Below are 15,000 nucleotides of genomic sequence, written 5' to 3'. Positions count from 1 at the left end.
CAGTTGATTGAACGTGACAAACCCTGTCTCCTTCAATTCAACAGAAATCAATTCATAATCACTAAAATGCTTTTTTTCTATCCATTCATATCCAAGTTGAAATACATCAAAGAATTCCAGAATCGGCATAATATACTTGAAAAAATGATCCAGGGAACCTCCAAGTCCTCCTAAGAATGTTTGCTGAATTAAGGTTAAACCAAGCCTGCTATCTCTAAGATAGACTTCCTTCCCAATAGGAAATTGGGAAAGGGTTCCAGCCAATTTAGAACGTCCCCCTTGCGTTACTTCAATTCGTCCCCCCGCACTTGACGGCTGAATATCACGCCAGGATAGCTGATTCCATAAACCGTCCATCATTAAAACGTATTTTTCCATCGTGGACAATTTCTGAAAAGATGCTAACTGTTTCATTGGGATGAGTTTATCCCCGCTTATCCGGCTTATCCGATACAGCTTTAATTGTTTTCCTAACAGATAAAAGTAATGGTATAACCCTATATCCTCCTGGTTTAAGGTCGGTTTATGAAATAATTGCAGGTCGAGCAGCTGGTCCAATTCCTTCCAGAAATTCCGTGTAATATGCTGTCTCGCTTTTGTCAGTTTTAAACTGCCTTCATTTTGAATTTTTTCAAGAAAAGCTGAAAAAGCCAATACAGCGGTTGGAGTTTCCAAATTTTTCTCCTCTAACATCTGTACAAAGTGTGCATCCACATGAAATGCTTCCTCACCATCATCTGGAAAATAATCTGCTTCTTCTTGTTCTTCCAGATACGCATATAAATTATTATCAAAGAACCACTCTTCCAAGTCATCTGATGAAAAATACGTGTCGAAACGATGTCGGAAGTAGTCCTTTTGTTTACAGACCATTTTAATCTCATCGAAATTTTCTTTATCTATATATTCATGCTCATACGCAAACTTGGCAAACTTTTTAAATGTCGTCAAATAAGGAGAAACATCACTTTTATTACTGCTAAGCACTTTTCGAATATAATATTCTCCCAGAAAATCTACCATATCCTCTGCGAGCAGATGCTGTATTTCTATATCCTTATGATATAAAAAGCTTTCAGCGAAGAATCCGAGACGGGCAACATGACGATTGACCGTATTTGATTTAAGTCCCTGTTTTTCTGACAAGTCTGCTGCAAACGCAGCGAGCGTCTTTTTCAGATTTTCGAAATATACTTCTTCTGAAATCTCATTTTCAGTGAAGCTATCAGAGCTCATTCTATCCCCTCCGAAATATAGATGATATCTATTATTCTACCATCTATTTGCGCACTCGAACGAACTATATCCTTCATTTCATTAATAAGCCTTCACCAATCCGCCATCAATCAGCAGCGTTTGTCCAGTAATATACGTATTCCGGTAAGATCCCAAAAACACTGCAGCCTCCGCGAATTCCTCCGGCGTACCATAACGGCCAATAGGAATGGACTGCTGAACATTCTTTTGCCATTCTTCTAAAGCTACCTCATTCTGTGCTGCATTTTTTTGATCAAGTCCTCTTAATCTGTCCGTATCAATTTTCCCTGGTCCGACAATATTGATTAATATATCATCCGCTGCATAATCCGCTGCCAGCGACTTGCAAAGTGCCTGCACACCACTTCTAAATATATTGGAAAGCAACAACTCACTGATTGGTTGTTTAATGGAAGTAGAAGCAATATAGATCATTCTCCCCTGCCCATTTTTCTTCATTAAAGGAAGCGCTGCTTGAAAGGCACGAACCGAGCTCATTAACGTTAGCTCAAATGCATCATACCAATCTGCTTCTTCACTGTTTTCAAAATCAATCACCGGCGGACCACCTGCATTGCTTACTAATACATCAAGCACCCCGAACTGTTCCTTCACAAATGAAAATAAACGATTTATGTCTTCCTTTTTGGACACATCTGTGACAAACGGAACCACTTCACTCCCTGTCTGATTGGAAATATCCGCTGCAGTACGTTTCAACGTATCCTCCGTTCTTCCAGTAATAATGACAGAAGCACCTTCTTCCGCATACTTATGAGCAATTTCTCTACCAATGCCTTTGCTGGAAGCTAACACGAGTACTTTTTTGTTTGTGAGTTTTAAATCCATTATTGGTCACTCCTTTTTTAGTGTTATGGATAATATAGCATAAGGGGATTAGAGATAGGAGAATTGTTTTTCTAAAACATACTTATTAACAAAAGAAATAACACTAAACCTTTCCGATATAGGCGTTAGCATACTTATCAGGAGAGGGCCTTTTACAATGTTTTATACATCTTTATATGTAGGAGCGGCTTATATTCACCAAACATTTACATGAAATAAACGATGAACCACTCCTGTCACTGAACCATTTCATATGAATCATGATATCTGTATCCAGCCTGTCTATGATTTACGACCAGTTATCAATCGATAAATTAAAATCACTAAAGCTACAACTAATAAGATATGCACAAGGTTTCCTGCGATATCTCCAATAAAACCCAGTAACCAAAGTACTAAAATAATCACGAAAATAGTCCAAAGCATAGTCTGGCCTCCTTCTTTCTTCTTTTCGTAACCATTCCCTTTTCTCATTTTTGGTAAACCAAAGCTCTACTTAGTAGCTGTATTGTTATAAATGATGTATAGCATTTATAACTCTATATTTATTTAATTCTCTATTAAGATTTTTCCAATTGAAAGTCATGGTTTAAAGGTTCATTATTGGATAAACAGTACACTACAAGCTTGATTGATGAAACATCTAATTCCATCACAGAGGAATATCTCCTTGAATGGTAAACCTCATCCTTATCTCATGCAAAAACTCCCATGCATTTTAACTAATATAATGCATGGGAGTTCCCTATTCTATTTAATACCATACATCTTTCTCGAGCACTCTTTCCCCTTTTATTTTTCACTTTGATTGATGTCCATCCCGTCCTCGTGTTTAACATTTATTGAATGAATAAATGTTCTAGTCATCCTTATACTCATTTTACAATCCCTATTTACGATGATTCATTGCTAAACCTGAATCATCACTTTTAAAGAATCCGACTGATGTAACATAGAATCTATCCCTGCTTGAACTTCATCTAATTCAAATTGATGTGTTATAACATGATTAAATATATGATTTTCATCAATTAATTTAACAGCAATTTTAAAATCCATATCAGAATAAACTCTTGTACCAATCAGCGAAACTTCTCTAAAGTTAACTTGTTGCAAATCTACTAATGCTGGATTTTTAAAAACGCTAACTACAATGATTTTTCCAGCATTTTTCACTAGATTTATTGCATCTGATATTGTTTTCTCCACACCTGCCACTTCAAAAACAATATCAGCTTTTCTTTTATTTAAATGCATGAAAGATTCTTCCAAATTTTCACGTGGATTTATCGCGGTAAAACCTATTTTTTCTATAAATTCTCTTCGTTCTTTACTTATTTCTGTGACATAAATGTTTTTTGCACCATTTATTTTTGCACATAATGCAGTAATAACTCCAATAGGTCCACCACCTAAAACTAAAACATCATCGCCAAGTTTCAGGTCTGCCTTTCTCACTGCATGTACGCCAACAGCAACCGGTTCTACTAGTGCTCCTTGCTCAAATGTCATTTTTCCCGGCAGAGGAACGACTTGTTCTTCAGCTACTTTTACATAATCAGCTAAACCGCCATTGGCATCTATACCGGTCAGCTTTAATGTTTCGCAAATATGTTTATTTCCAGTCATACAAGATTCACACGCATTACAATAGATAAGTGGATTTACGGTAACTTTTTCTCCTTTTATAAACGAAGAATGTGCATGACAATCCGCTACAATACCGCTAAATTCATGGCCTAATATTAGTGGAGCTTGAGCACGGGGATGCATGCCTTTATATATCCCTATATCTGAACCACAGATTCCTACATTCTTCACTTTAATAAGAAGCTCACCTGTTTCTATCTTTGGGATTGGAATTTCAGTGATTTTTAACGTTTCCGGATTTGTGTAAATGGCTGCCTTCATTCCATCACCTGCTTATACTTTTTGACTTTAAAAATAAATTATTATAAAGCTGCTTATCTGCCCATCCAACCTCCATCTACTAGCAAAATATGCCCGTGTACGTACTTGGATGAATCAGAAGCCAGAAATATAGCGCTCCCTTTAAAGTCTTCTGGGTGTCCCCACCTCTCAGCAGGAATTCTATCCAAGATCTGCTTACTACGATCCGAGTCATTCAATAGTGCTGTATTCAAATCTGTTTCAATATACCCCGGTGCGATTGCATTCACATTGACATTATATTTTGCCCATTCATTTGATAATGCTTTAGTTAATTGAGCGATTGCTCCTTTTGCTGATGCATATGCAGGTATAAAAACGCCCCCTTGAAAAGAAGTTAAAGAAGCAATATTAATAATTTTTCCTTCTCGATTTTCTACCATATGCTTACCAATTTCCTGACATAAAATCCATACAGATTTTAAATTTATATCAATAACTTCATCCCAATCTTTTTCTGAAAAATCTACTGCAGGAGACCTTCTCTGAATTCCTGCAGAGTTAACGAGTATATGAATTTCCCCATATTCATGAATAATATTTGCGACTACTCTTCTGATTTGCTTTAAATTGCTCATATCACTTTCAACAATAAATGCTTTTTTTCCTGTACTTTCAATTGCTTCCTTTGTGCCAGTGTCATTTACATTTCTTTGAAGCAAGACAATATCTGCACCTGCTTCAGCCAGTCCAATAGCAATAAATTTCCCGATTCCTCTAGTTCCACCCGTAACGATTGCTGTTTTACCGTTTAAATCAAATAAATCCACTATCAATTACACCCTCTTTTTATGAACATAGCTTACAAGTGCCGATTTATAACGGGCAAATAGAAAATCATCGTTTAATTAGGACCCCATCTATATAAAACCAGCAGCTTCCCTTATATCTAATACGTAATATATCTGATTAACTTAAAGAAGTTCAATACCGCACGCTTCTGCAACTACTTCCACAATATGTTTTACAGCAATCTGATCAGCCAGTCCTTCTCTTTCTACACCTAACTGCATTTGAATATGGCAACCAGGATTGGAAGTAATAATTGTATCTGGGCTTACAACTTTTACATTTTTCATTTTCATATTTAAAATTTGCATTGATTCATTAAAATGTACAATATTATAAACTCCTGCTGACCCACAGCAAAGTGCTTTATCTTTTAATTCAATATAGTTTAGGCCGGGGATACTACGAATAATTTTTAGCGGATCATCAAACACTTTTTGTACATTTTCTAAATGACAGGACGGCTGAAATACTGCATTCACAGGAACTTCATGCTGAAATTTCAAATCAACCATCGCCATCAACTCAGCAATATCTCTGACTTTATCCGTAAATTTTATTGCCCGTTCGTGCCATTCTGTTCCTTCCTGAAACAATTTGGGGTATTCTTTTAAAGTTGCACCGCAACCGCCTATGGTATTCACAATATAATCAAAGTTGTATGCTTCATAGGCTTCGATATTTTTCTTCGCCAGTTCTACCGTCTGGTCATGTTCTCCAGCATGATGCTGCAATGCTCCACAGCATGTCTGTGACGGAATATTGGTTACTTCCATATCATGACTAGTTAAAATTTGAACAGCTAAGTCATTGATACGACTGAAAAAAATGTCCATAATACACCCTTGAAAAAATCCAACTTGAATATGTTTTTTTCGAAAAGGGTTCGACACGGGCTGTAATCGTTTACTCAGACGTACTTCTGGCATTGCTTTATTAAGATCTCGATATTTTTTCATCGGCTTTAGAAGATTCCGATTATTTATTGCGCGTTTGACTCCTATCACTTGATAAGCATATAGCCCTTTGTTTACCAATCTCAAAACTTGTTTATTTTTTAAAACTACCTTAAAAGCAACTGTCCTTATCCCTTTTTCAAAGACACTCATCTTCTTGTTCTCTTTTAATACTTCAACTGCTGACATCAATATATCTCCATAACGGACATTGGTCGGACATACCGTTTCACAGGCTCTGCACCCCAAACAGAGTTCAATTCCTTCTTGCATGTCTTCGATAGCAATTTTTCCTTCAGCAGCCATCTTTACTAAATTGATGCGCCCTCTCGGTGAATGTTTTTCTTTTTCAAAAGCCAGATAAGTTGGACATGCTGGTAAACAATACCCGCACTGAACGCAGTCAAAAGTAGCCTGATAATCCAGCTTTTCTATCAATGATTCAGTCATTTTTTAACACTAACCTTTTCTCTCCCGCTTCCGGGAATATTTTTCCTGGGTTCAGGATATTCTGGGGATCAAGTGCTTGTTTGATAGCCTTTTGAAATAACATACCGTCCTCTCCCACTTCCTGGGGAAAGAATGGTTTCTTCATTGTACCGATTCCATGTTCACCCGATAATGTTCCCCCCAGTTCAATGGCGTAATGGAATATTTCTTCTACTGCATCCTCTACTCGGGAGACCTCTTCTGCATCCCTCATGTTGGTATTGATAGTTGGATGAAGGTTTCCGTCACCTGCATGGCCAAATACCACGATATTCAGTTGATATTTTGCTTTGATTTCATCAATTTTTCGAAACATAGCAGGTATCTTACTGAGCGGTACGGTAGCATCCTCTGATATTTTAGTATAGCCACTCTGGACAATTGCCGGGGAAACCAATTTTCTTACTCGCCAAAGTTTAGACTCTTCTTCTTTCGTTTTCGCAATTTGAATATGGTCTACCCCGATTTCCTGGAGGGCTTCTTGAATTACATTTAACTCTTTCTGCAGTACACCTGGATCGCCATCCACTTCAACAAGCAGAATAGCCGCAGCAGTTCTGGGTAATTGAAGATTGGCATAATCTTCGACTTTATTGATTGCATTGTTATCCAAAATTTCCATTTTTGATGGTCTTACCCCAGATGTTAATATGCGGGAAATGGATTTTCCTGCGGTATATAAATCGTCAAACAAAATCATTGCCGTTTTGGTAGCCAATGGTTTTGGAATCAACCGCAGTGTTGCCTCGGTTATTATACCGAGTGCCCCCTCTGAACCAATTAACAACTTGGTTAAGTCGTATCCGGTTACATTTTTAACCGTGTTGCCTCCTGTCCGTATAATTTTCCCTTCTGCTGTAACTACTTCTAGTCCCAACACATAATCTTTGGTCACTCCATACTTCACACCACGGGGGCCGCCCGCATTTTCGGCTAAATTTCCTCCAATTGTACAGATCGAGGAAGACGATGGGTCCGGAGCATACATTAAATTATGTTCTTCTGCCAGTTGATGAATATCTCCTGTTTTCACCCCTGGGCTAGCCTTAATCAATAAATCATCCGGAAAAATTTCCAAGTAATGGTCCCATTGCGAAAAGTCTATGACTATACCGGCATGTACCGGTAACGGCCCGCCAGAAAGGCTTGTACTCGCTCCACGAGGATAAAGTGGAATATCGTACGCAGCAGCCAATTGAACTACTTTTTGTACTTCTTCTGTTGACATAGCCTGTACAACATAATCCGGTATATATTGTCCAAAAGAGCCATCATAGCCATAAGAAACACGATCATCCATATCAGTCAATAGGCGATCGCCCACTATGTCATATAACTTTGTTGCTATGTTATCTTTCATCTTTGAACCACCTATATTCTATTGATAGTTAGCTTTAGCACCTGTTTATTGAATCGAAGTGCATGACTTTTATCATTAACTGTTTTTAAATTCCAATTACGAGAGGAATACCTATCCTTTCATTCAAAAGCTTCTTTTCATTTTGATATTTTAAACGTGTTATTTTTCAGAAATGAGATAGGAAAAACTTCTATCTAATATTCAACTTATTTTCTACTCCATATTCTTCATTTCCACTTCAGCATACTCCTATCGATTACGAGAAGTTTTCATGAAGCATATTTGTTTTAATATCTATAATATGTTCACGCATATATTTTTTGCATTCGTTTTCGTTTCTTTCTGACAAACTGTTGATTATCTTTTTATGTGATTCAATTGCTCGGACCGGACGATGAGAATCAACCGTCATTATCACTCCATACCATTGAATTTGTGCTTCAATAGTCTTCCAGAAATCTGTCAAAATATCGTTATCTGCATATTCTATTAATGTACTGTGGAGATTTCTATCTGATTGAAAAAAAACCTCTACATCCCCTTTTTCCAATGCTTTTTCCGCTTGAATCGTCTCATCTCTCAATGCCTTAATAACTTCATCCGGTATCTTATTCATAGCTAACTCAACAGATAAATCCTCTAAAGCAATTCGAATATCATAAACATTCTCAATACCTTTTTTTTCCGGAACTTTTACAAATGTCCCGGACCGCGGTTTAATTTCTACCAGGCCGTCATCACTCAGACGATTAATTGCCTCTCTTAAAGGCGTTCGGCTGACATTTAGACTCTCTATTAATTCATCATATTCGATTCTTGTACCCGGCTCTAATTCATTATTAACAATTCGATGCAGTAAATAATTATAAATCTTATCACTCAAACTGGTTGTATCTATTTTTATACCTTTTGACATATTTTCTCACCTGACTGTCTTTTTTATTATTCCATACATATCTTAGAACTTGTACAGTCAATAAGCATTCACCATCCCTCCATCAATCAGCATGGTCTGCCCGGTAATATACGTATTTCTATAGGAACCCAGAAACACAGTTGCATCTGCAAATTCATCTGGCGTGCCATACCGGCCAATGGGAATGGACTTTTGAATATTATCCTGCCAAGTTTCTAATTCTACATGGTGTTTCTCCGCATTTTTCTGATCAATGCTTATCAATCTATCGGTCTTTATTTTACCTGGCCCAACAACATTAATTAAAATATGATCTTTTGCATAATCTTTGGCTAAAGATTTGCAAAGTGCTTGCACTCCGCTTCGAAAGATATTGGAAAGTAACAGTTCACTGATAGGTTCTTTAATAGAGCTGGATGCAATGTAGACAATTCTCCCCTGACCATTTTCTTTCATTAAAGGAATAGCTCTTTGGATGGATCGTACAGAGCTCATCAATGTCAATTCAAATGCATCATACCAGTCCGCTTCATCACTCATTTCAAAATCAATTATTGGCGGTCCCCCTGCATTACTTACCAATACATCAAGTATACCAAAATGTTCCCTTACAAAACCAAACAATCTATTGATATCTTTCTTTTTCGTAACATCCGTAACATACGGTGTTACTTCACCAGCCATCTTCTGATTTATTTCATTAGCAGTTTTCTTTAACACATCTTCATTTCTCCCTGTAATGATAACCGATGCGCCTTCCTCGGCGTACTTATTGGCAACTTCCTTCCCAATACCTCTGCTGGAAGCCAAAACGAGTACTTTTTTATTTTTTAATTTTAGATCCATGGTTACCTTCTCCCTTCTTTTTTATTTTTTATATACTTTTGTAAAATTGGCAAAAAGAAAGATAACGCTGCTAAAATAATTAACGTTAATGCTATCGGACTCTGCAGAAAAATAGTATAGCTTCCATCTGACACAACCAAAGCGCGTCGAAACTCTCTTTCGGCCATTGGTCCAAGTATTAATGCAATAATAATCGGTGAGACCGGAATTTCAAGTTTTATTAAAAAGTACCCTAAAATAGCAGTTGCTAACATAACGTAGACATCGAAATAGTTATTGTTAACAGCAAAAGCTCCTACAACACAAATGGTAAGGACAATTGGTGCTAATAGTATCTTGGGCACATCTAATATTTTCACAAAATATTTAATGCAAATCAAACCAACTATAAACAGAATAAGGTAACTTACTAGCATCCCTGAAAATATGGAGTATACCAGCTCCCCATTGGTTTCAAAAATCTGTGGGCCGGGTCGAACTCCTTGTATTATAAGAGCTCCCAACATAACTGCTGCCACAGCATCCCCTGGAATCCCAAGTGTCAATAATGGTACAAATGCACCTGCTGTCAAACCGTTATTAGCAGATTCTGGAGCAGCAACACCTTCTTCTTTTCCTTCTCCAAAATCATACGTTGATTTTCTTCTCGTCCATCTTTTCGCTTCATTGTATGAAACGAAAGAAGCAATATCTGCCCCGGCTCCAGGTATAATGCCAATAAAAACACCAATAAGAGAAGACCGAATAAGATTCACCCATCCCCTGAATGTATCAAAAATGTGCCTGAACAAATGACTATATTTAACTTGAGGTATCGCCATTTTCTTTTCCTCATGAATCATCCGAAATGCTTCAGCTGCTGCAAAAAGCCCAATTAAAGCAGGTATTAATTCAATCCCTCCAGATAGATTAGTAGAACCGAAAGTAAATCTGGACTGTGCCGTCACCGGATCTAAACCGACTGATGCAATGAATAGCCCTATAAGTGCTGCAATAATCCCTTTAAGTATCGATTTGCCAGAAACACTTGCGATGATAGATAGACCGAATACAGCAAGACCAAAAGTTTCGGGAGATCTGAATTCAAGTGCAAATTTTGCTATTTGTGGAGAGATAAATATTAATACCAATACTCCAATTATCCCTCCCACAAAAGATGCTACCAGAGCAATAATCAAGGCCCTGTCTCCCTCTCCTCTCTGGGTCATTGGATAACCATCTATAACTGTGGCTGCAGAAGATGGTGTTCCGGGCGTTCTCAACAATATAGCGGTCAGGGATCCTCCATAAATCCCTCCAAAATAAACACCAATCAGCAATAATAATCCGGATAACGGTTCCATACCAAAAGTCACCGGCAGCATAACGGCTACGCCCATTGTCGCTGTTAATCCAGGAATGGCACCAATAAACATCCCTACCAGGATACCAAGCACGATCACAATAAAAACAGTCGGCTCCAGTACATTCAAAAGTCCTTCTCCTAATAGTTCCATTATTTCCCCTCCTTTCTAAAATAGCCTTCCTCTGGGTAAAGGAACACTTAACAACTCTTGGAAGAAAAAATATATGCCTGCTGTTACCAGCACACCAACCATGACATTCATAACAATTTTTTTAGAACCTAAATAAAAGGCTAGACCGATTATTAGTAAAGGTGAAGTAATAATAAACCCCAAAACAGGAACTAAGAATATGTATAGCGCATAAGCAATAATCATAATCAGTTCCTTCATATATAGAACTAATTTTTGGTCTGTTTTCTTTTTGTTTTTCAGGATTGTTTTAATCATCAGCACAACACCTGTTATAATGAGTAAACCTCCAATTACCTTTGGAAAAAAAGAAGCATCCACATCATCTATAGCTGGATTCGTTAAATTATTATGACTATATATCCAAACAAAACTGCCGATAATAATCACAAAAATTCCAGTAATGCGATCTCCTAATCTCATTCTGATTCCCCTTTTCTTTAAAAGAAGAGCAAGGCTGTTGCAACACTTGCTCTTCCAATTTTTACAGCCCTAAATCTGTAATAATTGCTTCCCATTCATTTGCCTCGTTAGCCATCCATTCTTGAAATTCCTCTGCACCATTCACTTGCATCCCAAGACCGTTGTTTTGCATAAACTCTACAAATTCTTCTTCCTCTGCTCCTTTTACAAATGCTTCCTCTAATTCAGCAACGATATCTTCAGGTAAATCTTTAGGGCCTACAACTCCCCGCCATGTACCGCTCACTATTGGACCTAAACCTGCTTCTTCCATCGTAGGAACATCCGGCATAACCTCTGCTCTTTCTTCACTTGCTACAGCCAATGTAGTTAAATCCCCTGCTTCTACTTGCGTCAGTACTTCTGCAGGGCTAACTGTAACAGCGTCTACTTCTCCAGATAATAATGCTGTCACTGCCGGAGCTGCACCATCATATGGAACATGATTAAATTCAACATCTAATTCTTTTTCAATCGAAGCTGCTACTAAATGCCAGATAGATCCAGCGCCAGCATTCCCAATACTCACTTCACCAGGATGTTCTCTTGCATATTCAATAAACTCTTCAGCATCAGACCATTCTGAGTCACTCTTTACAGTGATTGCTCCTGGATCCATATTGATTTGGGCAATAGCCTGAAAATCTTCATGTGTTACTTCAGAAAGCCCCATAGGCGGTAATGTAGTTAATTCAACCGTTGCAAATAATAAGTTATAACCATCTGCAGCTTCATTGGCAACTTGTGTCATCCCTGTTGCGCCTCCGCCTCCTGACACGTTCATTACCGGTATACTTTCATCAAAATGCTTTTCTGTATTACTCGCCAGGGAACGAGCTACGGAATCCGTTCCACCTCCAGCATCAAATGGAACGACCAGCTCAACAGGATTTTCAGGAAAGGAATCGTTACTTGCTGCATCACCACTTTCTGTCGATGTATCATCTCCACATGCCGCTAACAATAGGACGAAACCAATAAATAATAATGAGTTTAATGTTATTTTCTTTAACATAGTAGCCCCTCCAGCTCATTTTTAATTTCATAACAAATTCTTCTCTCAAAATGTTTAACAGATTATTTATTAAGCGCATGAACATTTGCCGTTTTACTTTTTGATGACATTAACAGGGTATTTGATATCCTTCCCAAGCAAGAAAGCCCTCGCTTCTTTTGCCACTTTTTCTTTCAACTCAACAATTGTCTCTTCTGAATACCACGCAGAATGTGGTGTGATAATAGCATTATTACATTGGTATAGAGGATGGTTTTTTTCACCAGGTTCTTTTTCTAAAACATCAATCCCAGCTCCGCCAATCTGGTTATGTTTTAAAGCATCGACCAAATCCATCTCGTCAACAATAGCTCCTCTTGCTGTATTGATTAAGATAGCATGCTGTTGCATTTCGCTGAACACATTTCTATTAAATAAATGGTAAGTGTCATCATTTAATGGAAGATGGATAGAAACAATATCGGAGTGTTTGATTAAATAATCAAAAGAAACCGTTTCGAACCCAAGATCATGTTTACTAGATCTGGAGTAACCTATTACATTGATTCCTAATGCTTGTGCTTTTTTTGCCAACGTTAACCCAATTCCTCCCAGCCCGACAACACCTAATGTTTGCGCTTTCAATCTTTTTATCGGACGTGCAATTTGAAAGTCCCAGATGTTATTTTTCGTCTGATTATTAAGCATGGTTAATTTACGGACTAAATTAAGCAGCATTGCTAATGCGTGATCTGATACTTCTTCATATCCATAATCCGGGACATTGCAAACTTGAATTCCTAACCCGGTAGCAGTTTCTACGTCAATATTATCTACCCCGACTCCATAATTAGCTATCACCTTACATGCTGGCAATGCAGTTAATACCTTTTCTGTTAATGGCGCATATTGAACAATTATCCCATCTGCATCTCTACAATTTTGAATCACCTCTTCTTCCGTTTTACATTGAAACGTTTGAACATGGAAATCTTCCTCCATAAGAATTCTTTTTTCAATATCAACGGATGGATGATCACAATCCGTAATAGCTATCGTTTTTCCAGCCATTGTTATCTATCCCCCTATCTCTGCCACAACCATTCCATAAAAATTTTCGTTTTTCGTGCTCTATGTTAATCATGAAGCAACATTGCACAAACTAGCTTTGAATCTTTGTTGAAAACAGTTTCTCAATAACATATTCATCTATTCCATGATGACCGCCTTCTTTTCCAAAGCCGCTTTCTTTTATTCCGCCAAAAGGAACTCCTGCTGTAATAGGTAAGGAATCATTTAACCCGACAATTCCATATTCCAAATCTCTGGCAACTCGTTGCCCTCGAGAGAGATCGTTTGTATAAAAATAAGCAGCCAAACCAAATGGTGTATTGTTCGCTTTTTCAACTACTTCCTCTTCTGTTTTAAATGTAAATACAGGAGCAACGGGACCAAAAGTTTCCTCATAAGAAATAATCATAGACTCATTCACTTTAGTAAGAACAGTCGGTTCATAGAAGGACCCATTTTTCAGTGCTTCATTATCCGGTCGTTTTCCACCTGCTACAACTTCTGCTCCTTTTCGCACGGCATCTTCCACTTGTTCTTCCACTTTTTTAACACCACCTTCGTTCACTAACGGACCGACATTTACTTCCGGATCTAACCCGTCTCCAACTTTTAACTCCGCCACTTTCTGCTTTAATTCTTCGACAAATGCTTGATAAATCGTTTCATGTACGTAGACCCGATTCATGCTCACACATGTTTGACCTGCACACCGAAATTTTCCGGTAACTAATTGTTCAACAGCCAACTCTATATCAGCATCCTCAAATACAATAAATGGAGCATGTCCGCCAAGTTCTAAAGATAATTTTTTTACAGTTTTAGCAGAACCCTCAATCAATTGTTTTCCAACTTCTGTAGAACCAGTAAACCCTAATTTTTTTACTTTCGGACTATTTAACAATACATCCGAAACTTCCTGCGAATTTCCTAATACCAGATTTACGACTCCTGCTGGTAATTCCACCTCATCAAAAATTTCAAAAATCATTTTAGCTGATAATGGTGAACTGGAAGAAGGTTTCAATACTACCGTACACCCTACAGCTATAGCTGGTGCAATTTTTCTTGTAATCATAGATACTGGGAAATTCCAAGGAGTAATAGCACCAACAACACCTATGGGTTGTTTTAAGATATTAACGACTTTATCAGCCTTCGATGGAATTACTTCTCCATAAACACGATGTGCTTCTTCTGCGTACCATTGCACGTAATCAATTGCTGCTTGTACTTCACCAACCATATCCTGATAGGACTTGCCCATTTCCAATGTAGCAATTCGTGCTAGATCATCTTTTTTCTCTCTCATCCGTTCTGCAACTTTATACATATAAGAAGCTCTTTCCGAAGCAGCTAAACGAGACCACGATTGAAATGCATTCTCAGCCGCATCGATTGCTTGATCCACCTCTTCCTTCCCAACACGCGGTACCGTTCCTACTATTTCTCCATTAGAAGGATTTCTCACTTCTAAACTATCCTTTCCATCAACCCACTTACCATTAATGTACATGTGTCTCTCTCCT

Annotated in this window: 13 protein-coding genes; all 13 read right to left on the bottom strand. The window is 37.8% G+C overall.

Annotation, left to right across the window (positions count from 1 at the left end):
• Positions 1-1,317: 1,317 nt before the first annotated feature.
• Positions 1,318-2,106 carry an SDR family oxidoreductase gene (locus tag B7E05_RS04850; RefSeq protein WP_080872950.1) on the bottom strand — a complete coding sequence of 263 codons (789 nt, stop codon included), beginning with the start codon at positions 2,104-2,106 and terminating at the stop codon, positions 1,318-1,320.
• A gap of 282 nt (positions 2,107-2,388) precedes the next feature.
• Positions 2,389-2,532, bottom strand: coding sequence for a lmo0937 family membrane protein (locus B7E05_RS21870; RefSeq protein WP_143833174.1), 144 nt, complete (start codon positions 2,530-2,532; stop codon positions 2,389-2,391).
• 483 nt (positions 2,533-3,015) lie between these two features.
• The gene (locus tag B7E05_RS04845) at positions 3,016-4,017 is read right to left on the bottom strand and encodes a zinc-dependent alcohol dehydrogenase (protein ID WP_080872948.1); all 1,002 of its coding nucleotides are present in this window, start codon (positions 4,015-4,017) and stop codon (positions 3,016-3,018) included.
• A gap of 53 nt (positions 4,018-4,070) precedes the next feature.
• Positions 4,071-4,829: a glucose 1-dehydrogenase gene (locus B7E05_RS04840; protein WP_179134615.1), complete on the bottom strand. Its 759-nt coding sequence runs from the start codon at positions 4,827-4,829 to the stop codon at positions 4,071-4,073.
• 141 nt (positions 4,830-4,970) lie between these two features.
• Positions 4,971-6,251, bottom strand: coding sequence for a (Fe-S)-binding protein (locus tag B7E05_RS04835; protein ID WP_080872944.1), 1,281 nt, complete (start codon positions 6,249-6,251; stop codon positions 4,971-4,973).
• A complete protein-coding gene (locus B7E05_RS04830) occupies positions 6,244-7,650 on the bottom strand; it encodes an FAD-binding oxidoreductase (protein ID WP_080872943.1) in 1,407 nt (468 codons plus the stop codon). Before B7E05_RS04830 ends, B7E05_RS04835 begins: the two co-directional genes overlap by 8 nt.
• Before the next feature lie 256 nt (positions 7,651-7,906).
• Positions 7,907-8,566 carry a GntR family transcriptional regulator gene (locus B7E05_RS04825; protein WP_080872941.1) on the bottom strand — a complete coding sequence of 220 codons (660 nt, stop codon included), beginning with the start codon at positions 8,564-8,566 and terminating at the stop codon, positions 7,907-7,909.
• Positions 8,567-8,623: 57 nt separating this feature from the next.
• Positions 8,624-9,412: an SDR family oxidoreductase gene (locus B7E05_RS04820; RefSeq protein WP_080872940.1), complete on the bottom strand. Its 789-nt coding sequence runs from the start codon at positions 9,410-9,412 to the stop codon at positions 8,624-8,626.
• A gap of 2 nt (positions 9,413-9,414) precedes the next feature.
• Positions 9,415-10,908 carry a tripartite tricarboxylate transporter permease gene (locus B7E05_RS04815; protein ID WP_143833173.1) on the bottom strand — a complete coding sequence of 498 codons (1,494 nt, stop codon included), beginning with the start codon at positions 10,906-10,908 and terminating at the stop codon, positions 9,415-9,417.
• A 15-nt stretch (positions 10,909-10,923) separates the two neighbouring features.
• Complete coding sequence (locus tag B7E05_RS04810; RefSeq protein ID WP_080872936.1) at positions 10,924-11,370, bottom strand: tripartite tricarboxylate transporter TctB family protein; 447 nt, start codon at positions 11,368-11,370, stop codon at positions 10,924-10,926.
• Positions 11,371-11,431: 61 nt separating this feature from the next.
• Complete coding sequence (locus B7E05_RS04805) at positions 11,432-12,424, bottom strand: tripartite tricarboxylate transporter substrate binding protein (protein WP_080872934.1); 993 nt, start codon at positions 12,422-12,424, stop codon at positions 11,432-11,434.
• Positions 12,425-12,517: 93 nt separating this feature from the next.
• Positions 12,518-13,474, bottom strand: coding sequence for a C-terminal binding protein (locus B7E05_RS04800; RefSeq protein WP_080872932.1), 957 nt, complete (start codon positions 13,472-13,474; stop codon positions 12,518-12,520).
• A gap of 91 nt (positions 13,475-13,565) precedes the next feature.
• Positions 13,566-14,987 (bottom strand): NAD-dependent succinate-semialdehyde dehydrogenase, encoded by a 1,422-nt coding sequence (locus tag B7E05_RS04795; RefSeq protein ID WP_080872930.1) that lies wholly within the window; start codon positions 14,985-14,987, stop codon positions 13,566-13,568.
• Between the last annotated feature and the right edge of the window lie 13 nt (positions 14,988-15,000).

This window comes from Oceanobacillus timonensis (assembly GCF_900166635.1).
Taxonomy (GTDB): domain Bacteria; phylum Bacillota; class Bacilli; order Bacillales; family Amphibacillaceae; genus Oceanobacillus; species Oceanobacillus timonensis.
This window is presented reverse-complemented; position numbering and strand designations above follow the sequence as displayed.

Coding starts and splice junctions, on each gene's coding strand:
- B7E05_RS04850 (WP_080872950.1), bottom strand. CDS start 2,106: ATGGATTTAAAACTCACAAACAAAAAAGTACTCGTGTTAGCTTCCAGC.
- B7E05_RS21870 (WP_143833174.1), bottom strand. CDS start 2,532: ATGCTTTGGACTATTTTCGTGATTATTTTAGTACTTTGGTTACTGGGT.
- B7E05_RS04845 (WP_080872948.1), bottom strand. CDS start 4,017: ATGAAGGCAGCCATTTACACAAATCCGGAAACGTTAAAAATCACTGAA.
- B7E05_RS04835 (WP_080872944.1), bottom strand. CDS start 6,251: ATGACTGAATCATTGATAGAAAAGCTGGATTATCAGGCTACTTTTGAC.
- B7E05_RS04830 (WP_080872943.1), bottom strand. CDS start 7,650: ATGAAAGATAACATAGCAACAAAGTTATATGACATAGTGGGCGATCGC.
- B7E05_RS04825 (WP_080872941.1), bottom strand. CDS start 8,566: ATGTCAAAAGGTATAAAAATAGATACAACCAGTTTGAGTGATAAGATT.
- B7E05_RS04820 (WP_080872940.1), bottom strand. CDS start 9,412: ATGGATCTAAAATTAAAAAATAAAAAAGTACTCGTTTTGGCTTCCAGC.
- B7E05_RS04815 (WP_143833173.1), bottom strand. CDS start 10,908: ATGGAACTATTAGGAGAAGGACTTTTGAATGTACTGGAGCCGACTGTT.
- B7E05_RS04810 (WP_080872936.1), bottom strand. CDS start 11,370: ATGAGATTAGGAGATCGCATTACTGGAATTTTTGTGATTATTATCGGC.
- B7E05_RS04805 (WP_080872934.1), bottom strand. CDS start 12,424: ATGTTAAAGAAAATAACATTAAACTCATTATTATTTATTGGTTTCGTC.
- B7E05_RS04800 (WP_080872932.1), bottom strand. CDS start 13,474: ATGGCTGGAAAAACGATAGCTATTACGGATTGTGATCATCCATCCGTT.
- B7E05_RS04795 (WP_080872930.1), bottom strand. CDS start 14,987: ATGTACATTAATGGTAAGTGGGTTGATGGAAAGGATAGTTTAGAAGTG.